General features: G+C 45.8%; 23 protein-coding genes, 2 tRNA genes and 1 pseudogene. 17 read left to right on the forward strand and 9 right to left on the reverse strand.

The genetic code is table 11. The features are described from left to right. Nucleotides 1–84: 84 nt before the first annotated feature. Entirely contained in the window at nt 85–1,620 is a 1,536-nt protein-coding gene (locus QUB66_RS04445; protein WP_332966559.1) for a DEAD/DEAH box helicase, read from the reverse strand. A gap of 352 nt (nt 1,621–1,972) precedes the next feature. Here QUB66_RS04445 and QUB66_RS04450 point away from each other — a divergent pair, with 352 nt between their 5' ends. The 6 genes from QUB66_RS04450 to QUB66_RS04475 all read left to right on the forward strand — a co-directional run bounded on the left by QUB66_RS04450 (nt 1,973) and on the right by QUB66_RS04475 (nt 8,048). After that, the gene (locus QUB66_RS04450; protein WP_332966561.1) at nt 1,973–2,818 is read left to right on the forward strand and encodes a class I SAM-dependent methyltransferase; all 846 of its coding nucleotides are present in this window, start codon (nt 1,973–1,975) and stop codon (nt 2,816–2,818) included. A gap of 105 nt (nt 2,819–2,923) precedes the next feature. Further along, nucleotides 2,924–4,012, forward strand: coding sequence for an alanine dehydrogenase (gene ald, locus QUB66_RS04455; protein ID WP_332966563.1), 1,089 nt, complete (start codon nt 2,924–2,926; stop codon nt 4,010–4,012). A 320-nt stretch (nt 4,013–4,332) separates the two neighbouring features. After that, nucleotides 4,333–4,414 (forward strand) — tRNA-Leu (locus QUB66_RS04460). 74 nt (nt 4,415–4,488) lie between these two features. Then, entirely contained in the window at nt 4,489–5,271 is a 783-nt protein-coding gene (locus QUB66_RS04465) for a TrmH family RNA methyltransferase (protein WP_265234695.1), read from the forward strand. 72 nt (nt 5,272–5,343) lie between these two features. After that, nucleotides 5,344–6,621, forward strand: coding sequence for a glycosyltransferase (locus tag QUB66_RS04470; protein ID WP_265234696.1), 1,278 nt, complete (start codon nt 5,344–5,346; stop codon nt 6,619–6,621). 101 nt (nt 6,622–6,722) lie between these two features. Beyond that, nucleotides 6,723–8,048: a condensation domain-containing protein gene (locus QUB66_RS04475; protein ID WP_332966566.1), complete on the forward strand. Its 1,326-nt coding sequence runs from the start codon at nt 6,723–6,725 to the stop codon at nt 8,046–8,048. A gap of 88 nt (nt 8,049–8,136) precedes the next feature. Here the strand turns inward: QUB66_RS04475 and QUB66_RS04480 are convergent, their stop codons facing one another. Together QUB66_RS04480 and QUB66_RS04485 are read right to left on the reverse strand one after the other, a co-directional pair. Beyond that, complete coding sequence (locus QUB66_RS04480) at nt 8,137–9,492, reverse strand: cytochrome P450 (protein ID WP_332966567.1); 1,356 nt, start codon at nt 9,490–9,492, stop codon at nt 8,137–8,139. Nucleotides 9,493–9,602: 110 nt separating this feature from the next. Continuing rightward, nucleotides 9,603–9,704 (reverse strand): annotated as a pseudogene (locus tag QUB66_RS04485) (cytochrome P450); the annotation flags it as partial. A gap of 506 nt (nt 9,705–10,210) precedes the next feature. Here QUB66_RS04485 and QUB66_RS04490 point away from each other — a divergent pair. The 3 genes from QUB66_RS04490 to mutT all read left to right on the forward strand — a co-directional run bounded on the left by QUB66_RS04490 (nt 10,211) and on the right by mutT (nt 12,354). Then, the gene (locus tag QUB66_RS04490; protein WP_332966568.1) at nt 10,211–11,170 is read left to right on the forward strand and encodes an RNA polymerase sigma factor, RpoD/SigA family; all 960 of its coding nucleotides are present in this window, start codon (nt 10,211–10,213) and stop codon (nt 11,168–11,170) included. Between the two features lie 223 nt (nt 11,171–11,393). Beyond that, on the forward strand, nt 11,394–11,735 hold the full coding sequence (locus QUB66_RS04495) for a DUF760 domain-containing protein (protein WP_172187001.1): 342 nt from the start codon (nt 11,394–11,396) through the stop codon (nt 11,733–11,735). 214 nt (nt 11,736–11,949) lie between these two features. Beyond that, on the forward strand, nt 11,950–12,354 hold the full coding sequence (mutT, locus tag QUB66_RS04500) for an 8-oxo-dGTP diphosphatase MutT (protein ID WP_332966571.1): 405 nt from the start codon (nt 11,950–11,952) through the stop codon (nt 12,352–12,354). Between the two features lie 116 nt (nt 12,355–12,470). Here the strand turns inward: mutT and QUB66_RS04505 are convergent, their stop codons facing one another. Next, the gene (locus QUB66_RS04505; protein ID WP_332966573.1) at nt 12,471–13,709 is read right to left on the reverse strand and encodes a histidine kinase; all 1,239 of its coding nucleotides are present in this window, start codon (nt 13,707–13,709) and stop codon (nt 12,471–12,473) included. Nucleotides 13,710–13,797: 88 nt separating this feature from the next. On the opposite strand from QUB66_RS04505, the gene QUB66_RS04510 reads away from it, so the two are divergent. Then, the gene (locus QUB66_RS04510) at nt 13,798–15,486 is read left to right on the forward strand and encodes a DUF2079 domain-containing protein (RefSeq protein WP_332966574.1); all 1,689 of its coding nucleotides are present in this window, start codon (nt 13,798–13,800) and stop codon (nt 15,484–15,486) included. On the opposite strand, the gene QUB66_RS04515 is transcribed toward QUB66_RS04510, so the two are convergent. Beyond that, complete coding sequence (locus QUB66_RS04515) at nt 15,443–15,616, reverse strand: hypothetical protein (RefSeq protein ID WP_265234704.1); 174 nt, start codon at nt 15,614–15,616, stop codon at nt 15,443–15,445. The two genes, QUB66_RS04510 and QUB66_RS04515, sit on opposite strands and share 44 nt — an antisense overlap. Before the next feature lie 100 nt (nt 15,617–15,716). Here QUB66_RS04515 and QUB66_RS04520 point away from each other — a divergent pair, with 100 nt between their 5' ends. Together QUB66_RS04520 and QUB66_RS04525 are read left to right on the forward strand one after the other, a co-directional pair. Next, nucleotides 15,717–16,904 carry a glycosyltransferase family 4 protein gene (locus QUB66_RS04520; RefSeq protein ID WP_332966576.1) on the forward strand — a complete coding sequence of 396 codons (1,188 nt, stop codon included), beginning with the start codon at nt 15,717–15,719 and terminating at the stop codon, nt 16,902–16,904. A gap of 284 nt (nt 16,905–17,188) precedes the next feature. Next, nucleotides 17,189–18,433 carry an MFS transporter gene (locus QUB66_RS04525; protein WP_332966578.1) on the forward strand — a complete coding sequence of 415 codons (1,245 nt, stop codon included), beginning with the start codon at nt 17,189–17,191 and terminating at the stop codon, nt 18,431–18,433. Nucleotides 18,434–18,671: 238 nt separating this feature from the next. Here QUB66_RS04525 and QUB66_RS04530 read toward each other — a convergent pair. After that, nucleotides 18,672–18,745 (reverse strand) — tRNA-Arg (locus QUB66_RS04530). 105 nt (nt 18,746–18,850) lie between these two features. Between QUB66_RS04530 and moaC the strand changes: the two genes are divergently transcribed. The 3 genes from moaC to QUB66_RS04545 all read left to right on the forward strand — a co-directional run bounded on the left by moaC (nt 18,851) and on the right by QUB66_RS04545 (nt 20,082). Next, nucleotides 18,851–19,372 carry a cyclic pyranopterin monophosphate synthase MoaC gene (gene moaC, locus QUB66_RS04535; protein ID WP_265234707.1) on the forward strand — a complete coding sequence of 174 codons (522 nt, stop codon included), beginning with the start codon at nt 18,851–18,853 and terminating at the stop codon, nt 19,370–19,372. An 88-nt stretch (nt 19,373–19,460) separates the two neighbouring features. Continuing rightward, nucleotides 19,461–19,718 carry a 2TM domain-containing protein gene (locus QUB66_RS04540; protein WP_265234708.1) on the forward strand — a complete coding sequence of 86 codons (258 nt, stop codon included), beginning with the start codon at nt 19,461–19,463 and terminating at the stop codon, nt 19,716–19,718. Nucleotides 19,719–19,779: 61 nt separating this feature from the next. Then, nucleotides 19,780–20,082: a DUF3181 family protein gene (locus tag QUB66_RS04545; RefSeq protein WP_332966579.1), complete on the forward strand. Its 303-nt coding sequence runs from the start codon at nt 19,780–19,782 to the stop codon at nt 20,080–20,082. A 75-nt stretch (nt 20,083–20,157) separates the two neighbouring features. Here the strand turns inward: QUB66_RS04545 and murJ are convergent, their stop codons facing one another. Further along, complete coding sequence (gene murJ, locus QUB66_RS04550; protein WP_332966580.1) at nt 20,158–21,774, reverse strand: murein biosynthesis integral membrane protein MurJ; 1,617 nt, start codon at nt 21,772–21,774, stop codon at nt 20,158–20,160. A gap of 292 nt (nt 21,775–22,066) precedes the next feature. Here murJ and QUB66_RS04555 point away from each other — a divergent pair, with 292 nt between their 5' ends. Next, on the forward strand, nt 22,067–22,726 hold the full coding sequence (locus QUB66_RS04555) for a glutathione S-transferase family protein (RefSeq protein ID WP_332966582.1): 660 nt from the start codon (nt 22,067–22,069) through the stop codon (nt 22,724–22,726). Between the two features lie 93 nt (nt 22,727–22,819). Next, nucleotides 22,820–23,554, forward strand: coding sequence for a DNA/RNA nuclease SfsA (sfsA, locus tag QUB66_RS04560; protein WP_332966583.1), 735 nt, complete (start codon nt 22,820–22,822; stop codon nt 23,552–23,554). Between the two features lie 5 nt (nt 23,555–23,559). On the opposite strand, the gene QUB66_RS04565 is transcribed toward sfsA, so the two are convergent. Continuing rightward, nucleotides 23,560–23,718 (reverse strand): hypothetical protein, encoded by a 159-nt coding sequence (locus QUB66_RS04565; RefSeq protein ID WP_332966584.1) that lies wholly within the window; start codon nt 23,716–23,718, stop codon nt 23,560–23,562. Between the two features lie 304 nt (nt 23,719–24,022). After that, on the reverse strand, nt 24,023–24,207 hold a 185-nt coding region (locus tag QUB66_RS04570; RefSeq protein WP_332966586.1), incomplete at its 5' end, for a DUF4351 domain-containing protein.

Raw genomic sequence — 24,207 nt, forward strand, 5'->3', positions numbered from 1 at the left:
TTTTAAAGAAACCTAGAAGTGATTTAATTATATAGCAATCCTTTCCTTAAAACTGCCATCCCACAACTAACTTCTTTAAGCTTGTTACCAGGGAATGTCATCATCATCTCCCCATTTTGCGGGTGATTCTGCGGCTTTTTTTGTGGTTTCTCGGTTGACTCCGTAAATTGGTGTTGGTTTGACAGTTTCTAGTTTCGGATATGCTGTGGGCGGCGGTTCTATTTGTGTTTTTGGTTGGGCTTTTTGAACTTGCATTCCGCCTCGGCGACGCTGCGATGTTCTTTCTTCACTGGTGTCTTCGGTGACGACTTCGTAGAGAATTGCTAACTTATTTGCATCGCTGCTTTTGCGGAGAACTCGACCTAATCTCTGGATGTATTCGCGTTCGCTTCCCGTACCTGATAATATGATCGCAATTCTCGCGTCTGGTACGTCAACTCCTTCGTTGAGGACGTGGGAAGCGACGAGGGTTTTGTATTCGCCGCTGCGAAATCTATCGAGGATTTCGTGTCTTTCTTTGACTGGGGTTTGGTGGGTGATTGTGGGGATGAGAAATTCTTGGGAAATTCGGTAGACTGTGGCGTTGTCTCCGGTGAAGATTAAGGTACGCTGGGGAGAGTGTTCGGCTAATATTTGAGCTAGGATTCTCAGTTTGCCTTCGGTACAAAGAGCGATTTCTTTGGCTTGGCGGTGGGCAATCATGGCGCGTCTTCCTAATGGCGATCGCGCGCTGGCCATGATAAACTGTTTCCAACCTTCGAGGCTGGATATTTTGATGTTAGACTGTTTTAAGAAGTCGTTGCGAATGTTCATGGATTCGGCATAGCGATCGGTTTCTTCTTTTGACAGTTTGACCATGATTTGAACTATTTTATGGTCGGCTAATGCGTCGCCTGCTAAATCTTCTGGTTTTTTGCTATATACTGTCGGGCCGACGAGGAAATGTAAGTCGCTGTGGCGGCCGTCGGTGCGATCGGGTGTTGCTGTTAATCCGAGTCGAAAAGGCGCGATCGCATATTCGGATATTACCCGATAAAAGTCCGTTGGTAAATGGTGGCATTCGTCAAACACCAACAAGCCGTATTTATTGCCCAAGGTTTCGGCATGAATGCTGGCGCTGTCGTAAGTTGCGACTAAAATTGGCGTTTTGTCCCGCGAACCTCCGCCCAACAATCCAATTTCGATGTCGGGAAAAGCTGCTTTTAAATTAGCGTACCACTGGTGCATTAAATCGAGAGTCGGTACTACAATTAGTGTACTGCGACCTGTGACTTGCATGGCTAATTGTGCCAGATAAGTTTTGCCGGAAGCGGTGGGGAGGACGACTACTCCTTGGCTTCCCGCTTCCTGCCAAGCTGCGAGGGCTTCTTGTTGATGCTGGTAAGGCTGCATTTCAAGGCTGGGCACGAGTTCAAGTAGTTCGTATCCCCTGGCTTCGTCGGTGAAGTTAGTACACTCGGCTTGGAGCGATTCTACCAGCGGGCGGTAGTGAATGGCCCGAATGCGGAATTTTTCCACGCGATCGTCCCACGTAGCAAAGTCCGCCCAGTCTCTGCCTTTGGGCGGCGGGTGCAACAGGAGCGTTCCGCGATCGAATGTTAGGGTTGGTATGCGGGGCATTTGTTTTTGAGACGCGCTGAGTGCAAGCCTGTTAAATTATAGGCGATCGATCAAATATATTGACAGCAGACTCTCTATAAGTTATTTTTTTTCTAAGCAAATCTATAGAAGCACAATCTACTTTATACTGTTACAGGTTGTTTGTTGAGATTTTTACCCTTTTTTTGGCAAACTTATTTGCCAAAGTGTCAAAATTTTGTAGTAGGGACTTTAGTCCTTGCCGCTGACGGGGAAAGAAAAGAATGAAGTCCTGACTGCAAACGGCTTGGGAAAGAAAAAACTGAAGTCCTGACTAAAAAGGGGTTTTTATCGAGTTTCTCCATGCTTTGAGCTCACTTACCCTCTGAATAATATGTTAGACTTTATCAAATACAAACAAAATTTCTTAGAATCGACTAAAGACTGGGATAACGAGAAATGGAATAATTTTAATGACAATCCATTGGTGCTTGTTTCCCCAATTCTTGACAATTGTCATGTCAAAAATTGCCGCGTGGTTAATAACCGTTTCAAAATGTTGGAATATTTACCTAAAAATGCTGTGGTTGCTGAGGTTGGCACTCAATACGGTCAATTTGCCGAGGCAATACTTTCTATTACAAAGCCCAAAAAGCTGCATTTGCTCGATTATAACTTTGATTTATTCAAAACAGAAATCAGCCAAAAAGAAAAAACGATATTGCAAGAAGGGATAGCCAATGGAACGGTAGAGCTTCACGAAGGCGATTCTTCGACAATTTTAAGCAGCTTTCCTGACGAATATTTCGACTGGATATATATCGATGCCGACCACGCTTATGAAGGTGTATGTAAAGATATTCAGCAAGGTTATCCTAAAGTCAAGCCCGACGGAATGATGATTTTTAACGATTATACGAATTGGTCGGTATGCGAGGTGATGCCTTACGGTGTGGCGAAAGCAGTCAATGAATTTTGTATTGCAAATAACTGGGAAATAGTATTTCTGGCGCTTCATGGTCTAGGTTATCACGATATTGCGCTCAAGAAAAACACTGGGGAAAAGGAGGTGCGAATTCAGTTGCAGGAGGCTAAGTCGGAATTAGAAAACTCGCAGCTTCAGATGCAGCAGCTTGAGTTAAAGTTGGAACAGGCTAAAAGCGCGATCGACTTTATGGAAAATGATAAATTTTGGAAATTGCGATCGCACTGGATGAAAATCAAACAAATATTCTCCTAGCCCCGCCCGATTCCCAAATCTAAAATCTCCAAGAGTATTGTCCCGGTGGGGCTGGTTTTTAGGTTAAATTCGATCGACATAAGCCTGAGATTTAGAGTATCACGTATGGAAATAGGCGTCCCCAAGGAAATCAAGGATTTGGAGTTTCGAGTCGGGCTCAGCCCCACCAGTGTCCGGGCTTGTTCGGACAAAGGCCACACAGTTTTTGTGGAAACGAATGCTGGTGCTGGGGCAGGTTTTACCGACGAGGACTACGTTCAAGCCGGGGCGAAGATTGTCTCCAAGGCTTCAGATGTCTGGAATCGGCAACTAATTGTTAAAGTTAAAGAACCGCTGCCCGCTGAGTATCCGCTGATTGAAAAAGAGCAGTTGCTGTTTACATATTTGCACTTAGCAGCCGATCGTACATTAACCGAGCACTTAATCAGCAGCGGAGTCCAGGCCATCGCCTACGAAACCGTCGAACTCCCCGACAGGAAATTGCCGCTGCTAACGCCGATGAGCATTATTGCAGGGCGTTTGGCCATGCAGTTCGGTGCTCGGTTTCTGGAACGGCAGCAAGGCGGCAGAGGCGTACTTTTGGGCGGCGTAGCGGGGGTAAGACCGGGCAAAGTTGTGATTTTGGGCGGCGGAATCGTTGGCACAGAAGCAGCCCGTATTGCTGTCGGAATGGGCGCTAGAGTCCAGATTTTAGATGTAAATGTCGATCGACTCGCTTATCTAGAAACTCTGTTCGGTTCCAGAGTAGAATACCTCTACAGCAGTCCTTTGCAAATTGAAGCAGTTATCCCCGATGCTGATTTATTAATCGGTGCAGTTTTGGTGTTGGGCAAAAAAGCTCCGGTGTTGGTTTCTCGCGAATTTGTTGCCAAGATGCACCCCGGTTCTGTGATTGTTGACGTAGCCGTTGACCAAGGCGGCTGCGTGGAAACTTTGCGAGTAACTTCTCACACAAATCCTACTTATGTTGAGGAAGGAGTTGTGCATTACGGTGTACCAAATATGCCCGGTGCCGTGCCTTGGACTGCAACTCAAGCTTTGAATAACAGCACTTTGCCTTATGTTTTGCAGTTGGCAAATAACGGGATTAAAGCTTTAGAAATTAATCCGAGTTTAGCGAAGGGATTGAACGTGCAGAATCACCGATTGGTGCATCCGGCGGTGCGCGAGGTTTTCCCCGATTTGCCTGATTAAATTTAGTAATCCTGTAGGGTGCGTCAGGTCGTAGTTTCTCGATTAATAAACTAACACTTTGCTGACGTACCCTACAAGATTACTAAATTTTGTAGTTATTGAATAGCCTGGTGCGTCGCTGTTAGATTGTCGCTCTTTCTTGAGGATCGAGGGTTAATGGCTGACACATAGGTAGCCGAGGTGAGAACTATCTGCCAAGACAATTTTAACATAATGGGCATGGGGCATTTAAATTAATCGCATCCCCGAATTAAAATTTAATTGCAAAAAACACTTGACAGATTCCCGAAGATATGGGACAGTAGTGATTCGTGACCAATGCGGAACTGGCGGAATTGGTAGACGCGCATGATTCAGGTTCATGTGGTGCAAGCCTTCCGGGTTCAAGTCCCGGGTTCCGCATTCCCAAGGCAGAAAAAAGTTTGGGGTTAACCCGATACAGGCAATTAACCCCATTCGCTCTGCTGAATTAAACAATGATTACAAGTATTCAAAATCCCCTAGTTAAAGAAGTCCGCAGGCTGCACAGCTCGAAGGGACGCAGGGAACAACAATTATTTTTACTAGAAGGGACGCATTTGCTCGAAGAAGCTTGCGCGGCAAAGTACCCGTTAGAAACAGTTTGCTGTACTCCCGAATGGCTGGATCAGCACGAAAAACTGTGGGATCAAATTCTTAGTTTAGCCGATCGCACAGAATTAGTAAGTGCAAAAGTCTTAGAGTCGATCGCCACCACAGTTCAACCAGACGGCATTATCGCCACCGCACCCCGCACCGCCACCGCGCCCGCAGAAATCTCAAATTTAGGAATAGCCCTCGAAACCATCCAAGATCCCGGCAACTTAGGGGCGATCGTCCGTACGGCTGCGGCTGCTAATGCCGACGGTTTACTGCTGAGCGCAGACAGCGCAGATTTAGACCATCCAAAGGTGCTGCGCGCCTCAGCAGGAGCTTGGTTTAAACTGCCCATAGCTGTCACTCCAGATTTAACCGCCGAAGTCTCCAGGTACAAAAATCGGGGAATGCAAATATTAGCAACCGTCGCCGACGCCAGTTTAACTTATTGGGAAGTAGATTTGCGAGTGCCAACTCTGATAGTTTTGGGTAACGAAGGTTCTGGATTGTCGCCAGAATTGAGAAGTTTGGCCGATCGACAAATCCAAATCCCCCTCAGTCGCAGTGTAGAATCATTAAATGTGTCGATCGCCTCTGCCCTAATCTTGTATGAAGCTCAACGGCAAAGAAGTCAGTCGATGTGAGATTTGAGACTTCGATTTGAGATTTATCTGATGTCCGGTGGATTGACCTTTATCGCATCTGGCTATTTATTTATGACTCATTTTGGTCTGATTTGTCCCGCATCAACTGGTCATCTCAACACTATGTTGCCCTTGGGGAAAGAACTGCACCGGCGAGGTCATCGCGTCACCCTATTCGGGATACTCGATGCTCAAACCAAGACACTAGCCGCAGGATTGGAATTTCAAGCGATAGGTGAATCTGAATATCCCCTTGGATCAGTAGCGCAAGTGCTTACCCAGCTAGGAAAACTGAGCGGCATGACAGCATTGCGATATACCCTTAGCTGGATAGGGAAAACGGTGACCTTGTTTCTGCGAGAACTTCCGCCAGCATTGAAAGCCGCTGGCGTAGAAGCCTTGCTAATAGATCAAATTTCACCAGGCGCAGGGACGGTGGCAGATTTCCTGGGGATTCCCTTTGTTACCATTTGCAGTGCCGTAGTTGTGAATCGAGAAGCAACAATTCCGCCTTTTTTCACAACTTGGGGCTATAATCCGGCTTTGTGGTCAATATTGCGAAATCGAGCAGCTTATTCTTTTTTCGATCGCATGGCGCAACCAGTTCAAGATTTAATAGATGAATATCGCAGAGAGTGGAAGTTGCCTCTACAGTCACACCCCAATCAAGGTTATTCGCAACTGGCTCAAATCAGTCAACAGCCTGCTGAATTAGAATTTCCCCGCCAGCAGTTGCCCCAATGCTTCCATTTCACAGGGCCTTACCATAGCGCAACAGGTAGGCAAATCGCCGATTTCCCCTTTGAAAAGTTGACTGGGCAACCGTTGATTTATGCTTCAATGGGGACGATCCAAAATCGCCTATTAGAAACTTTTTATAATATTGCTGAGGCTTGTGTGGGTTTAGATGCTCAATTAGTGATTTCTTTGGGCGGTTCAGCCACTCCCGACTCGCTGCCTAATTTGCCTGGTTCGCCGCTGGTTGTAGAATATGCACCGCAATTGGAATTGCTTCAAAAAGCTACACTTACTATTACCCATTGTGGCATGAATACTACCCTAGAATCTTTAACCAATGGTGTACCGATCGTAGCAATTCCAGTTACTAACGATCAACCCGGAATAGCAGCGCGTGTTGCTTGGACGGGTGCGGGTGAAGTCGTTCCCCTTGCTAAGTTGAACGTTTCTAGATTGCGAACTGCTGTTAAGCGGGTGCTGACGGAAGATGCTTATAAAAAGAATGCTTCCAGGTTACAAGCAGCTATTCGTGGGGCTGGTGGGGTTAGTCGGGCTATTGATATTGTGGAACAGGTGATATCTACAGGAAAAACTGTATTATTTCAAAAATAGAAAAACAGGAATTTTTCACCCTTAGTCATCAGGCATTTGTATAATGGGCTTGAGCGCTGTGCGTAAGTCCTGATTATTTTACATTCTCCCATTCCACTAATATGAACATCCTAAATAGAAAACTTGGTCTGCTCGAAAATCTATTTGAAATTATCCACGAGTTGGGTGGAATGATCGATGTAAATGTTGCTAGAATCGAAGGTGAACTTACACCTGATATCCTGCAACAGGCTCTCGATTTGATACAGAAGCGTCATCCAATGTTGCAAGTTCATATCGTTAATGCAGAAGATGGCAATTATTTTAAATCGGAAGGAACACCGAAAATTCCTTTGCAGGTTATAGATAAGCAATCTGAGAATCAATGGATTGAGATTGCTGAAGAAGAATTGCACAAAAAATTCCCTGGTGGCACAAATCCTCTTTGTAGAGTGACGTTTATTCGTGCTGCTAAAAGTAACGAATTCAGTGAAATTATTGCCACATTTCATCACGCTATCATTGATGGTATGTCTTGCATGAATTTCATCAATGAACTATTGTCCTATTGTCACAAAATTCCAGATGGAGAAAATATATCTGAAATCCCTACGATGAAACTTCTACCGCCACTAGAAGAGATGCTAAACAGGAATCTCATCAGTCCAAATAACCTTGATGAAGCTGAACAAAAACCACTTCAAGAATTTCCCAAACCTCAGTTAATTATTGAAACCGAAGCACCTCCAAGTCAGCGACGCACAAATCTTGTGACTCGAATTTTCAGTAAAGAGATGACTCTAAGACTGAAAGAACGTTGTAAACAAGAACAAACTACCATACATGGTGCTTTATGTGCAGCAATGTTATTGGGAACAGCAAAAATTGCTTTTAAGGATACATCTCTGAGTTTATCCTGCGGCTCAAATGTAAGTTTAAGAAAGTCTTGTCAGCCTGAAATAACTCCTGAATCTATTGGTTGCTTTATCTCGATCGTGGAAGAAATTCACACCTTAGAAGAAAATACTAGTTTTTGGGATTTGGCAAGGGAATGTAAATCAAAAATCAGTAAGTCCATTAGTCTAGGAATTCCGATAGCTCGTTTTTGTAATGAAAGTTTGCAATATGTAAATGAGGATATGATTATCCAACTTTCTAATCAGAATATGGGACGAAAAAATACAATAGAGATATCAAATCGTGGTCAATTTAATTTAGCCGACAAATATGGCGAATTAAAACTGAAAGAGTTATACTTTGCGACAGGACAGCATTGGCTTGGTGGTTCTTTTTGGTTAGGTGTAGTAACTTTCCATGAAGAGCTATTTTGTAGTTTTGCCCATGTAGTTCCTTTAGTAAGTGCTCAGACTGCACAATTGTTAGCAGATTCTTTTATAGACACTGTTGAGCAAGCTTGTATATCGGAATCAAATCATAAAATAACTTGATTAGCCTTTGAATCTAATTACACCATTGCTCACGGATTATTTTAACATCTTTAAAAACAATCGAGCTAGTTTTGAGAATTCCCTGATTTTAGGATCGCATCCCATTTGCAACCATCTTAACACCTTCTGACGGTCTTAATAGAAAGCCCCCACGAACCGGCTGCACAGGCTTAGTATTTGCAAGTTCCATCTGCCAACTAGATAAAACTTTTGCCAGCACCACTTTCATTTCAAATTGGGCAAATGCCATGCCAATACAGCGCCGATTGCCGCCGCCAAAGGGAAAATACTCATAGGTGGCAAATTGACGCTCTAAAAAACGTTCTGGTTTAAACTGTTTTGGCTCAGGATATAAATCTTCCCGATGATGGGTGAGATAAATACAGGGAATTACCAAAGTACCTGGTTCTAAACAATACCCCATGATTTCTAAAGGTGATTTCACAACTCGATTTAATGCCAACATTACTACTGGGTAAAGACGCTGTGTTTCTTGGCAAACAGCATTCAAATAGGGCAGCTTTAAAATGGCATTAGAATCTGGATTTTCACCCAGGGAATCTAATTCTTGCAGCAGTTTCTCGCGTACTTCTGGCAGATAGTGAATCCAGTATAATGCCCAGGCCAAAGAAGTCGCCGTAGTTTCGTGACCCGCAGCTAAGAGGGTAATCAACTCATCGCGTAATTCCACATTCGTCATCGCTTCACCAGCTTCATCACGAGCCGCCATCATCAAAGACAAAATATCAGTCCGAGAGGGATCTGGTTGTGCTTTGCGTTCCTGAATTTCAGCATAGATTAGATCGTCAATTTGCTGCTTTAACACTATGAACTTTCCCCAAGGACTCCACGGGCCTAAATCCCGTTGTAATGACGGGAAAAGTAGCATTAATCCCATCACAAAAGGTTGTTTTGGATTCAGGATTTCGATCAGAAGTTCTTTAAGTTTTTCATAACGTAGCCCTTCCTCCAGACCAAATACAGCTTTTAAAATCACCTGAAAGGAGATTTCTTGCATGGAAGAAAGGACTGAAAAAGGTGCGCCGATCGCCCATTGCGCCGTCACTTGCTGAGTGATATCAGCAATTAACTCACCATAAGCCCGCATCCGTTCTCCATGCAAGGGAGGAGTCAACAGCTTGCGCTGGCGTTGGTGCGGTTCCCCCGCCAGAGCAAGCATTGATTGCTGTCCCAACAAAGGCGATTTAATACCCGCCGATTCCCCAGAGTCTAATTGTTTGGGATCGGTGCTAAAAATCTCCTGAATTGCCTGGGGGTTGCTAACGAATACTTGAGGCGTAAAAACAGGGCCAATGCGGAGGGTGAAAATATCACCATAGCTTTGGGAACAGGCTTCCATATATTCCAGAGGTTTAGTCATCCACTGGAATGTCTGTCTTAAGGGGGATGTTTCGGGGCCTTCAGGCAGTTTGTTGTAGGGCATTTTTTATTTATTTTAAAATTCTTTGTTTTAATAATAAACTATAGCATCTGTCCAAATTTATGGTACATAACACCTAAACAGTCAGAAAATTTGTCAGCGATTACTTACTGAGCAAATCCCATGCCAATAGAGCGCCGGTTGCCGCCACCAAAGGGAAAATATTGGTATGGGGAAAATTGCCGTTCCAGAAACCGCTCTGGTTTAAACTCCTCATCTCCCCCTCACCAGATCCTGACTGGTGTAGGTTTTTTGGTAAACGTCTTATCCCATAAAAGTTTAAAATTTGTGCGAAACCAAAGCTTAAAACCGTTGCAATATCTAGGTTTGCAGTTTTTTTTTGCAAAAAACTTACACCTGTCATTCCCCCATTTCCCTCTCTGATATTTCCGGGATTTTGTTGAATACGATGCAACTGTGAAGCTAGTTTGCCGGTACTCTCGTACCAACAGTGCAGGCTTGCAAGAAATAAATGTGAAGAAATGTAGCCAAGCGCTCTCACAAATGTTAAGATTCTTAACACAAGTAGTATTTTGCACCCCCCAACCAAAACCTAACCTGAGACGGTGCTGAGTGGGAGTAGCAGCTAGCTACCATAAAACGAAGCCTCTTTAAATGGAAGGAAAGCGCAAATCCCCGCCCGCTTTCCTTCCTTACTAAAACTAAAGGTTTGCGGTAGTCGCAAACCTTTAGAGGCAAAGATCCTCAGCGGGAAAAGCTCATGAAAACTCTTAAGTCCTCAGATACAGATTCTGTTCGTGCTTACTTGCGGGAAATCGGCCGCGTTCCCTTGTTGACCCATGAGCAAGAAATACTCTACGGGAAACAGGTACAGCGATCGGCGGCACTGCATCAGGAGAAAAAGATTTTAGCCGAAGAGTTAGGCCGCGACCCGACGGCGGCTGAATGGGCACAGGCAGTCGGGCTGTCTGAGGCACAGTTGCAGCGGACGATCGACCACGGGGACAGGGCAAAGCGCCAAATGGTGGAAGCAAATCTCCGCCTGGTAGTGTCTGTCGCCAAAAAATATATCAAGCGCAACGTAGATTTACTCGACCTCATTCAGGAAGGGACGATCGGGATGCAGCGGGGAGTCGAAAAATTTGACCCTACAAAGGGCTACAGATTTTCAACTTATGCTTATTGGTGGATTCGTCAGGCAATTACGCGGGCGATCGCCGAAAAAGGTCGCACCATCCGCTTGCCGATCCACATCACCGAAAAGCTCAACAAAATTAAAAAGGCTCAGCGCCTGCTAGCTCAACAGCTCGGCCGCGCGGCTACTGCTGCTGAGTTGGCGTCGGAGTTAGATTTGACTCCCAAGCAAATTCGCGAATATCTCGATCGCGCACGCCTGCCACTTTCCCTAGACTTGCGTGTGGGAGACAATCAAGATACCGAGTTGGGCGATTTGTTGGAAGATACGGGTACTTCTCCGGAAGATTTTGCCCTGCAATCTTCCCTGCGGACTGACTTAGACCAACTAATGGCAGAACTGACTCAGCAACAGCGAGAAGTGCTCGCCTTGCGGTTCGGTTTAGAAGACGGGCAAACCTTAACTTTGGCAAAAATAGGCGATCGTCTCAACATCAGTCGGGAACGAGTGCGACAAATAGAACGGGAAGCTCTGACTAAACTCCGCAAGCGCAAGCAAGATATCAACGATTATCTAGCCAGCTAGGTAGATTGGGGATTTGGCGATCGGGCTGTTGCCCGATCGCCATCCCCAATCTAAAATCGTAAAAACCGCCGCCTTTAATTCGGTTGTGCCCACTCGGTTGCTAGGACTGTCCTGCTACATTAGTAATTACTTAGTAATAAAGATCGGTAGCGATCGGATAATGGTTATTTAATTTAACCACCCGCGTCTAAAATAACAAGCTGTCTCTGAAACGGAGGTACTCGTGAGTAATTCATCTAATAAATCCCCAGAATTCTTTGAAGAAGATGGAGAAAATGCCAATTTATTATGGCAATACGTGCAGTCAATGGCTCCCGACACTGTTTCTCAGTTGTCTAAGCCGACTTCTCACGAAGTGTTTCAAGTAATGGAGCGAAATATTGTCGGGCTGTTGGGGAATTTGCCTTCGGAACATTTCGGGGTGACAGTGACTACCAGTCGCGAACATTTGGGTAGATTGCTCGCCTCGGCGATGATTAGCGGTTATTTTCTCAAAAATGCCGAACAGCGAATGACTTTTGAAAAGTCGATCCAAGCCAGTGAGAGACACGGCTCGGACGATTAGTAGATTCTTAACATTTAAGTTGTAAAAGTGTCAAGCCCCCCTCGGAAGATGGGGGCTGAATATTTGAGATTTGAGATTTGAGATTGTTGATTTGAGATTAAATTACTCAATAATTATTGATATTATTCTTAAATTAGCAATTAGCAATTAGCAATTAGCAATTACCAATTACCAATTACCAATTACCATTCCCAATTACCCATTCCCAATTAATATGTCTCTTACTCCTGTGGCCCACAAAGTTATCGGCGTTGCTGCGATCTGGAATGACCGACAACAAATTTTGATTGACAAGCGCCGACAACACGGACTGCACGGGGGTTTTTGGGAGTTTCCTGGCGGTAAAATAGAGCCTGGGGAAACGATCGAAGCTTGTATAGAACGGGAAATTATGGAGGAGTTGGGGATTGTCGTAGAAGTGGGCGATCGCTTGATTACAATTGACCACGACTACACTAAATTTACAATTAGGCTCTACGTGCACCACTGCCGCCACGTCAGCGGGGAACCGCAAACGATCGAATGCGATGAAATTCGCTGGGTGACACTCGACGAAATTGACCAATTTACTTTTCCCAAGGCAAACGAACAGATTATTGCTGCACTGCGGCAAAGTTGAACTGTGATGTCAAATTCGGTTGCTACTGTCAACTGTTAACCGTCAACTATCAACCGTTAACTATCAACCGTCAACTGTCAACCGTCAACTGTCAACCGTCAACTGTCAACTGTCAACTATTTTTGAATAGGCAGAACAAAGTGAAAACAACTGCCTCGATCGGGTACGGAGTCTACCCAAATTTGACCGTAGTGGGCGCGGATGATGCCTTGACACAGAGACAGTCCAATGCCGTAACCGTCTGTTGATTTATCTCGCTGCAAGCGAAAGCTGTCTTCAAAAATGCTCGCGCAATTTTCTTCAGGAATTGCCGGGCCACTGTTGCAAATGCTGACTTGAACTTTGTAAGCGGTGCGGTGGAGCATGGAAATACTAACAGTTCCTCGCTCTGGCGTGTACTTGCTGGCGTTGTCAAGCAGGTTGACAATGACTTGTTTGATGCGATCGGGATCGGCATAAACCAAGGGCAAATCTGTGGGAATGTCTGTTTCCAAGTTGAGACTTTTCGCCTGAAATTTGTCTTGAAATTGCAGGATTACATCTTGACAAATCGCCCCCAGTTCGATTTTTTGGGGTTGAATGTGGAGTTGAGCGTTTGTACCCCGGGCTGCTTCCAGGATATCTGTAATCATCCGATCGACAATCCGGATTTGGCGGCGGGCTTGTTTCATCAAATGAGCCGCCAGAGTCGGTGTCAAACGGGACTTTTGCCCCTCCTTCACCTTCTGATTTGACTCCAAAGTCTCCAAAGCCAAAGATGCGGCTGTCAAGGGATTGCGCAAGTCGTGAGCTAGCATCGCAATAATCCGGTCTTTCAACTGCAACTGCTCTTGCAGGTGTTCTTTTTCCTGTTTGAGGCGAAAAACTTCATCGGCAAGCTGCACGAGTTCGGTGGCGCAAGCAACCGAATAGATAGGTTTTGGGTCGGGCAGAGCTGCAGCCAGAGCTGGGGCAGACTCCTGCTGAGCTGCATATTCTTCTACAGAACGCTGCCAGCGGGGCCACCAGTGTTCGAGTTGGGCGATCAAATTGCTGCCGGCGAGAGTTTGTCGCGGCTCAGGATGAATTTTGAGCAGCGAGGGAGTGGCTACAAGTTTAAAGTGTTCGGCTAAATCCGGCTGTTCTCCTACATCGATGACTTGAAGATCAAAGTCGCACTCTGCCTTCAAATCCTGTAGAGACTTGCGGATGTGTCTGGTCTGTTCCCGGGAAGAGGAACGCTTGTCTACGAACAGCAAAAGCTGTAAAAGCGGTGGGGAATTGGCCGGCTGTTCGGGAGAACAGTCGGTGTCGCTGGTGCCGGATGTTGGATGGACGCTGTTGAGCTTTTCGATCGGGTGAAAATAATTGACCATTGCCGAGCCGAGTTATTTCACTTCTACTTTAATTTAATAGTTACTTTAGATTTATGCTATTGTCCGATGATTTCATTACGGCGGGCAGATGATATTTTTGAGATGGAAGAAAAATGAGTCGCTGCGGGTGGTGATTCAAGTAGCGATCGCCTTTTTTGTGCTGTGCCTGTTACTGACGCTACACCGCTACTACAGCTTTTACGCTACATACGACCAAGGCATTTTCAATCAACTTTTTTGGAACGGCACTCAGGGTCACTTGTTTGAGAGTTCCCTCTCTTCGGCTTTATCCACCAATGTCGTCCATCACAACCAGCTCCCGTCCGTATCTTATTACCGGTTGGGGCAGCATTTCACCCCGGCGCTAATGCTGTGGCTGCCAATTTACTCGCTATTTCCCTCGCCCGTGACTCTGACTGTGTTGCAGGTGACTTTAATTACGGCGGCGGGAGGAGTGCTCTGGGCTCTCGCCAGACACTATCTAGAGCCACGCTTATCGGCGACAATTGTTGTCAGCTATTACTGCGCTAACGCGGTCATCGGCCCGACTTTGGGCAATTTTCACGATGTTTGTCAAATTCCGCTTTATGTCTTTGGCTTGCTGCTGGCGATGGAGAAGCGCTGGTGGTCGCTGTTTGGGATTCTGGCAACTTTAATTTTGGCTGTGCGAGAAGATGGGGGAGTTGTTTTATTTGGCGTGGGAGTTTACCTGATTTTCAGTCGGCGCTACCCTCGGACTGGTTTGGCCGTCTGCGCGCTCAGTTTTGGTTACATGATCGTCCTGACCAATCTGATTATGCCTTTGTTTTCTGCTGACATATCCCAGCGGTTTATGATCGAGCGCTTCGGTCAATATGCAGATGGAGATGAAGCTTCGACTCTGCAAATTATTTGGGGAATGGTTAGCAATCCCGGGCGGTTGGTGGCTGAACTATTTACGCCGTTTTTTGGTAAAATCAAATACTTACTAGGTCAGTGGTTGCCGTTAGCTTTGGTTCCTGCCGTAGCGCCCGCCTCTTGGATGATAGCTGGCTTCCCGCTGCTGAAGCTATTTTTAGCGAAAGGAGAGTCGGTGCTGGCGATTAATATTCGCTATGCGATGACTGTGGTTCCAGGGCTGTTTTACGGGGCAATCCTGTGGTGGGCCGGGCGCCAAAAGGAAGAGGATAAAATTAAAAGGGGAGAACAAACAATCTTGCGTTTTCCGAATGCCGTTTTGCCTTTCCCTTCGTCTTCAAAGTTTCGCCGCTTTTGGGGGTTTTGCATCTGCTTATCGCTATTTTTTACCTTCACGTCTAACCCAAATCGGACTTTTTCGTTTATTTTACCGGATGCGATCGCCCCTTGGGTGCAGGTTCCTCTGATCAGACAGTGGCAGCACGTTTCTCAAGTCCGGCCGCTGTTGGCTGAAATTCCTGCTGATGCTAGCGTGGCTGCAACGAATACTATTGTGCCGATTTTGTCAAGCCGCCGCGAAATTCTCCGGTTTCCGATGTTTGAACTGCGGAATGATGCTGGGAAAGCGGTGAAAATGGAATATGTGATTGCCGATATGTGGCAGTTGCAGCAGTATCAGGCTGCGTTTCGCCGGGAACGGGGACAGTTGCAGGCGATCGTCCCGCAGATCGATCGACTATCGAAATCGGGCGAGTATGGCATTGTTGGCTTTGAAGACGGCGCGATTTTGATGCGTAAGGGTGCTGTGTCTGACTCTGCATCGGTGGCTGGTTGGGCTAGTTTTCGCCGTGAATTGGAGCCGATTTTGAAGCAAGGGTAGCGCTGCGCGATCGCCCGAAACTGACGGTGTAGCCCAAATATTTTAGTTTCGGGCGATCGAGCAATTGCCTGCAAAAACCCGGTTTCTGCATAATTTTCCGTCCTGGTTGCTGCCAAATGTCAGCCTTCACGCATAAATTTGCGATCTACCAAAATTTCAGGCTAGTTATTATACAATAAAGTAGTCAACAATACACATAAAGATTTATAAATTTTTGTGAGGGGGAAAAAATGAAAATTTTGGTATTGGCGTGGGAGTTTCCTCCCAGAATAGTAGGCGGTATCGCCCGCCACGTATCGGAACTGTATCCAGAATTAGTGAAGCTGGGCCACTCGATTCATTTAATTACAGTAGAGTTCGGCCACGCGCCGATGTACGAAGTGGTGGAAGGAATACACGTGCATCGGGTGGTTGTGGGACACGCCAGGGACTTTTTTCACTGGGTGGCGAACCTCAACCAAAGCATGGGCCACCAAGGTGGCAAACTGATGCTGGAAGAAGGCCCCTTCGATCTGATCCACGCTCACGATTGGTTAGTGGGAGATGCGGCGATCGCCCTCAAGCATACCTTTAAAGTACCCCTAATTGCCACCATCCACGCCACCGAATACGGGCGATTCAACGGCATCCACAATGACGGACAACGCTACATCAACTCCAAGGAAAATAGCCTAGCTTACAATTCTTGGCGAGTAATTGTGTGCAGCGATTATATGCGGCGGGAAGCCGAACGGGTACTATCGACTCCCTGGAACAAAATAGAGGTAATTTACAATGGAATTAGGTCAGAAAAAAAGCCCCGCAGAAACGAATTTGACGCGATGGGTTTCCGTCGCCAGTTTGCAGCCGATGACGAAAAAATAGTTTATTATGTAGGAAGAATTAGCTATGAAAAAGGCATTGCTGTATTTCTGAATGCTGCACCTAAAGTTATTTGGGAAATGGGGGGGAAAGCCAAAATAGTAATTGTTGGTGGCGGCAATACAGATCATCTCAAACTTTTGGCTTGGAATTTAGGAATTTGGCATAAGTGTTATTTTACGGGCTTCATGTTTGAGGAACATCTGGACAAATTCCAGACGGTGGCTGACTGCGCGGTTTTCCCCAGTCTTTATGAACCTTTTGGGATTGTGGCGTTAGAAAGCTTTGCTGCTAGGGTGCCGGTGGTGGTGTCGAATGCGGGCGGCTTGCCGGAGGTGGTGCAGCATACTAAAACTGGCGTTGTTACTGAGGCAAACAATCGGGATTCTTTGGCTTGGGGAATTTTGGAAGTGCTGAAAAATCCGGGTTACGGGCGGTGGTTGGTTGACAATGCTTATGAAGATTTGGAACGCCGCTTTAGTTGGCCGAAGTTGGCGATGGAAACCGAGTGGGTTTATCAGCGGGTGGTGGAGGAAAGGGCAGAAGTTGAATGGTGAAACTGACAGTTGACAGTTGGCAGTGGGTAGTTGACAGTGGGCAGTTGACAGTGGGAGATATGGCAATTCTCAAGTTAGTGAATTGGTAATGGGTAATGGGTAATTGGTAATGGGTAATTGGTAATGGGTAATCATAAAGTATAGCAACCGCCACATCGGTGAGGACATAAATAACTTCATGAATAGAGCCGATACCCGTACTGCATTAATGGTTTGATTCCCGTTATGCAACTGTCCACGGTCCACTGTCAACTGTCCACTGCTATACAAAGGGAATTTGCATCTTGAATATTTTTAGGGACATCGAACCCCAACGCAAACGCAGCTTGCTGATTTTATTTACCGCAGGCTTGCTATTCTGGTGTAGTTTGGCTTCGCTGCTGCCAACTTTGCCACTTTATGTTCAATCTGTGGGCGGTACAAAACAGCAAATTGGCTTTGTGATGGGTGCATTTGCGATCGGGCTTTTGCTATCGAGGCCGCAGTTGGGTAAAATAGCCGACAGCCGGGGGCGAAAACAAGTTTTGCTGCTAGGCGTGTCAGTGGCTGCACTTGCCCCCATCGGCTACGTGTTCGCTCAATCTGTCCCCTTACTGTTAGTTCTTCGGGCTTTTCATGGGATTAGTATCGCCGCTTTTACTACAGCTTACAGTGCTTTGGTCACAGATTTGTCGCCCCCAGGAAAGCGGGGTGAATTAATCGGTTACATGAGTTTGGTAAGTCCTATCGGTTTGGCATTTGGCCCGGCGATTGGTGGATTTGTGCAAGCTGGGGTTGGTTATACAGCTTTGTTTGTGATGTCGGCGGCTTTCGCCACAATAGCTTTATTTATTACCACCAAAATTGCGGAACCGAATTTTGCTGAGTTAACAAAGTCTGACTCGCTATCTGAGGACAAAAATACCCAAAAATACTGGCAAATGCTGTGGAATCCCAGGGTGAGGATTCCGGCTTTGGTGTTATTGCTGGTTGGTTTGATATTTGGAACTTTGAGCACTTTCATGCCTTTGTTTATCCAAGAAACTCAGGTTAATTTGAATCCGGGATTATTTTATTCTACGGCGGCTGTGGCTAGTTTCGGTGTGCGGTTGTTGACGGGGCGGGCTTCGGACAAATACGGGCGCGGTTTGTTTATTTCTGGCGGCTTAATCTGTTATTCTGTGTCGATGTTATTGTTGTATTTTGCTAATACCAGCAATGCTTTTTTACTGGCAGCTTTGTTTGAAGGTACGGCGGGCGGTACTGTTATGCCGATGATGGTGACGCTGATGTCGGACAGGTGCGAACCTCAAGAAAGAGGCAGATTGTTTTCGCTTTGTATTGGCGGGTTTGATTTGGGGATTGCGCTGGCTGGCCCGACTTTAGGCTTTGTGGCTGAACAAGTCGGTTACAGAAATATGTTTGGTTTGGCTGCGGGACTTGCTGTCTTGGCTTTGTTGATTTTCGCTACTCGGTGTAGCAAGGATTTTTCTCATTCGATGAGATTTGCGATCGGGCGTGGCAAAGATGTTTATGCTTTGAATGAGTGACAGGATGGGGCCGGAGAGCCCGTTTTAGCTATTTTTGCAATCTTGTCTATTGTCCGATACAGTTTAGATCAGACCGTCAAGCGAGTAAAAGCAATGTGAAAAATAGACTCTGCGATTGCTTCGTTCCTCTCTGCGGACAATTCTAACTGAAAAGTATTGGTCTATTGTCGATCGCACTTTGCAATTTTAAACAACAACGCACCCTACAAAATATTGTAGGATGCGTCGCTTTTGATAATGGGCTTGGAGGGATTCGAACCCCCGACCTCATGGTTCGTAGCCATGCACTCTATCCAACTAAGCTACAAGCCCGTGTTGTTTTTACTGTTGCTTTAAGAGTTAAAATTTCAGATTTAATCTAAAATTGAACAATCTCTGTCCCGCACAGAATCTAACACTAACACCATTCTCAAAATAATGCAAGACATTTCCGAAACTTTTTCTAAATTGCCCGATCGCGCGCAGCTAACTCACCTCGACAACAGCGGGGAAGCTCAAATGGTGGACGTTTCGGCAAAAGTGGCAACTGTGCGGCAAGCTGTGGCTGCGGCGCGGGTGCGGATGCTGCCGGAGACATTCGCTGCGATTGAAGCCGGGAATGCGCCGAAAGGTGATGTGTTGGGTACTGCAAGGCTGGCTGGAATTATGGCCGCGAAGCAGACGGCTAATCTGATTCCTCTGTGTCACCCTTTGCCCATTAGCAGCGTGGAAGTGCAGGTGATTCCGGATGCTGGGTTGCCGGGATATCAAATTCGGGCGACGGTGAAAATTAAGGGGGAAACTGGGGTGGAAATGGAGGCGCTGACGGCGGTTTCGATCGCGGCGCTGACTCTGTACGATATGGCTAAGGCTTTGGAAAAGTCGATCGTCATTGAATCGATTCGACTGATCAGCAAAAGTGGTGGCAAGTCAGGAGACTATGAAAATTTAGAGGACTAAATTTCCTGTCTTGAGAGGGATGCAGAATTCAAAAAGCTGCACTTATGATTAAAATAGGCAGAGAACTACTAACATCAAGTGAAAAACTATGCCTCCTCGTTGGCCCCGCAAACCCGATCGCCAAGACCCAGAGTACCGCCAATTAGACGATCGCATGAATTTTGCGATTCACGTCGGTCTTTTTTCTGCTACCAATTCTGGTTTGTGGTTTGTTCAAAATTTGCAAAAGGCTGATTGGCCTTGGGCAGTTACAGTAACGGGTGTCTGGGCTCTAGTAGTTTTAGCCCACGCAATTTTCATTTTTGCGATCGCCAATTATTCGCCCCTCACCAAAGATTCTGGCTGAAGGGAGTTATCGGCGATTTGTTAACTGTTTTGATTGATAACAAATAAGTTTCTTTTTTAATATGGCTAATACTACGCTGGCGATCGAATCCTTAGCAGCCGAAATCGGCGAAAATGTCTACATTGACATTGCTAAGTGGCATTTGTATCTGAGAGATGCTCACCTGCATACCGTTCTTGCCGAACAACTTTACCCGATGATGGCAGATGGCAATTTAGATGATGACAAAGTTGGACAAGTTTTGCAAGGTATTTCAGTTAAGTTGGGCGGTGGTAAGCGGGAAGTGCCGCTGGCAGATTTGATTCCGATGCAGTCTCTGGTTCATTTGATGGATGTGCTTGAGGAATTTCAGCGGAAGATGTAAAGTAAAGGGCGGGTTTTGTGCGTGGATTGTGGGCGCTATGTCTGGTATTTCATGCTTAATCCGCCCCCTTAAATTTTATTTTTTACCAAAACGGCCGCGAATGCGATCGACAAACATATCAACTTCCGGCAACTTCATCTGACTCACAAAAATGGCAAAAACTCCCAACCCCGTGAAACTTGCCACACTCAACTGCACTAATTGAATTACCAACCCTTCAGTACCCAAAACTCTTTGACAGCCTTGCAGAGTAGCCAAAGACACGAAAGCAGTGAGAGAACTTCCACAAGCTAACCCCAGAAATGGCAAACTCCACTCCCCCCAAGGCAAGCCACCCAGCTTTTTATCTAATAAGTACAAAAACATAATCATCGAAACCAGATTCACTCCCACCGTCGCCAAAACTAATCCGGGCGCGCCGAAAGCTCCTACTAACAAATAATCCAGAAGTCCGTTCAAAAAGATATTGATAATACTGACGCGAAAAGGGGTTTCTCCATCTCCTAAAGCGTAAAATACCCGTACCAAAACATCGCGGGCCAAATAAACAAACATTCCAATACTGTAAGCCATCAATACCGGCGTGACAAACTGGGAAGCTGACTGATTAAAAGCATAGCGTTCGTAAACAACGCGGACGATCGGCCCGGCAAGTGTTAGCATTAAAGCACTTAGCGGTAGCATCGTAATCCCGGTCAAAATTAAAGCTTGACGAATTTTATCTTTTAATTCCGGCCAGTCTTTGGGTTCGGCAAGGCGAGAAAAAATTGGCAAAAATGGTACTAAAATCACATTAGAAACAATGCCTAAAGGAGTCATTATCAACAAGCCGCTGTAGCCCATTGCAGATGCAGCTTGAGGGATGTACGATGCGAAAAATAGGTCAGTATAGACATTAATTTGCAGCATTCCCGATGACAAGGTAGCAGGAACCATCACCTTAATTACTTCTTGTACTCCGGGGCGTTTAAAATTAAACCGCAAACGCAATTTTCCCAAGCCCGCCCGCCACTGCGCCACCAGTTGCACCAACCACTGCAAAACTGCTCCCGCTAAAGTTCCCCAAGCTAACACTAAGCCGCCCATTAGTGCGTATTTTGGCTGAGTAATTTTGTCTCCGAGTTGCAGTGCGAGAATGCCCAAACCGCCGACAAGTGCAACGCTGGAAAATAAAGGGCTAATCGAAGGAAGCCAATACATATCGGCGGCGTTGAGAGTGCCGAAACCAATGCCGATTAAGCCTGAAAGTAATGCCATCGGTGCCATAATCCGAAATTGTTGGACGGCAATTGCTTTGATTTCTAAACCTTCTGCTGTTCTATTTAATCCCGGTGCTACCAAATCGATCGCCTGATCTGCAAAAATAATTAAAGCGATTGTTACCAACAGCAATATGCCGCCGACTAAGGTGGTGATAGTTTCGACTAAGGGTGCAGCTTCTTTTTTGTCGCGGCGGGCTAAAACGCTGACTATGGCGCTGTGAAATGGCCCGTTAATACCTCCCAGCAAAATAAATAGGAAACCGGGGATGACGTAGGCGTAGTTGTAGGCATCGACGGCGACACCGACTCCAAAGGCTGCTGCGATCGCAATTTGGCGCACCAATCCAAAGACTTTGCTAATCAGAGTGGCGACTGCGACAATGCCGGCAATCCCTGCTAGGGAACGAGAGGGCTTCTGGGTTTCAGACACAAATGGTTACTAACGCTAGTGCTAAAAGGCTTCACTAAGTTTAATAGCAAATCTGGAAAATCATAACATGAATTCAGATTTTTTCTATGTGTCTGGGTTTCGTGCTATGATTTTTGGGCGTTAATTCGCTCTAGTAACTCAATACGGTTCAGTTAAGAGCGTCCGGTCAATAAAACGATGTGAAAAATAGACACTGCGATTGCTTCGTTCCTCGAAATGACAACTGCTAACCCAAGCGTATAGTCTAATAACTACCAAGAGTTTAGTAATTTGACCATTAGGAGATTTGATTTTGCTGAAACTTTATTATAATCCGCTCTCTACTAATTCTCGCCGCGTCTGGATTCTTTTGCTGGAAAAGGAGATTGAGTTTGAGTTAGTGCCACTTCAATTAAACGGGGATCAGTTTCAACCGGATTTTTTGGCTATTAGCCCTTTTCACCACGTTCCGGTTTTGGCTGATGGTGATTTTCATTTAATAGAAACTCTGGCTATTCTTGATTATCTGGAAGCTAAGTATCCGGCGATCGCACTATTGCCGAAGAATGCTCAGGATTTGGCGATCGCCCGCATGGTACAAATGGTCACAGTCAACGAATTGTCACCGGCAATGAGTCCTTTGGTACGCCAGACTTTCGGCGGCGCAGGCGACCCGGAAAAGCTGGAAAAAGCTGGGCAGCAAGTGGCGACGGTACTGCGGTTTTTTGAGGAGTTGTTGGGCGATACACCTTTTTTTGGTAGCAACACGATTACCCTCGCGGATGTTGTAGCTGGCGTTTCCGTGCCTTGGCTGCCCGAACTAGGTCTGTCTTTGGAAAATTACCCCAAATTGCAGGCTTGGTGCGATCGGCTAAATTCCCGCCCTTCTTGGCAAAAAACCCAAGCTAGTCCCGAACTGGTGGAAGCTTTTAAAACGCAGATGAAACAGTTGATGAAAAGTAAGACAAATTAGCCTTTAAATGATGAGATAAATGAGTTGATAAAAGAAGATAAAAATTTGTATAGTACAATTTGCAAATGCCAACTGCCAACTGACTAATGACTAATGACTAACTTAATTTACAAATATCCTCCTCTTTTGCCCGGAACTCTCATCAAGCGGTACAAGCGATTTTTCGCAGAAATCGAACTAGATTCGGGAGAAATCATCACCGCCCACTGTCCGAATACTGGCCCGATGACTGGTGTTTTGATTCCCGGCAATCCAGTCCTAGTATCTCCCAGCGACAATCCCAAACGCAAACTAGCTTATACTTGGGAATTAATTAAAGTTTGTGATACTGTGCCAACTTGGGTGGGAGTTAATACTGGGCTGCCAAATCGAGTAGTTAAATTAGCTTTGGAATTGAGATTGTTTCCCGACTTGGGTAATTATACTGCGATCAAGCCGGAAGTTGTTTATGGAAAAGACAATAAAAGTCGAGTTGATTTTTGGCTGACTGGTGAGGAAAGACCGATTTTTCTGGAAGTTAAAAATACAACTTGGGTCAAAGATACATTAGCTTTATTTCCTGATACAGTAACAGAGAGGGGACAGAAACATTTGAGAGAATTAATAGAAGTGGTACGGCAGGGTTCGAGGGCTGTAATGCTGTATTTTATTAATCGCGGGGATTGTACGGATTTTGCTCCGGGAGATCGTGCCGATCGCCTTTACGGAGAATTGTTCAGACAAGCTATGAGTGAAGGTGTCGAAGTTTTGCCTTGCCGGTTTGATGTAACTCCCGAAGGCGTGCGGTATTTGGGCTTAGCAAAACTGGATTTACTAACCTCTAAATGATTGGTTTAAATTGCCTGCATTTCTCCATCGCTCTCGACACTAGCAACGCCCGTTACACTCTTTAGTCCTTCTAGTTTCGACTGAGAAACTTCTCCAGTAATGATGCCAGTCACAGGTAGCACCCCATTGACTTTCATTCCCGCCGACTCGCTTGGCAGTGACAACAGATTGAATTACCGATAAGTGTTGGTCGTCAACAGTCACTATGATGCGCTCTACTTGTTCATCAGACATATTCAGCCTCCTTTGGGCTAAATCTCTTGAGCTATTGTCCTTACTGTATCGTTAAATGAGAGTGAATTGTGTTTGTAGAAGGAGGTTTGCGATCGCACACTTAACGTCATCCCAGCCACGGCGGATGCAACAAATACCGCCCCAAAACCCAGGAAGCTGAGGGGAGTTCGTTTCAAGTATTTGTTGGCGTTTGGGGGTGCGATCGCCTCCTAAAGCGTAATCTCTAACATCACCTCAATCTTCTTGCGGCAAATTCTCCAGCCAAACCTCTAAATCTGCGATCGACTGAAAATCTAACAATTCCTCTGCTAGAGTTTCAATTTGCTCGATCGACAAATCAGCAATTTTAGTGGTGATAGATTCCGGCAAAGTTCCAACTCGCCGATTGAACAGACGGCGATTTAACTGACGTAAAATCA

The organism is Microcoleus sp. A2-C3 (genome assembly GCF_036706065.1).
Lineage (GTDB): Bacteria > Cyanobacteriota > Cyanobacteriia > Cyanobacteriales > Microcoleaceae > Microcoleus.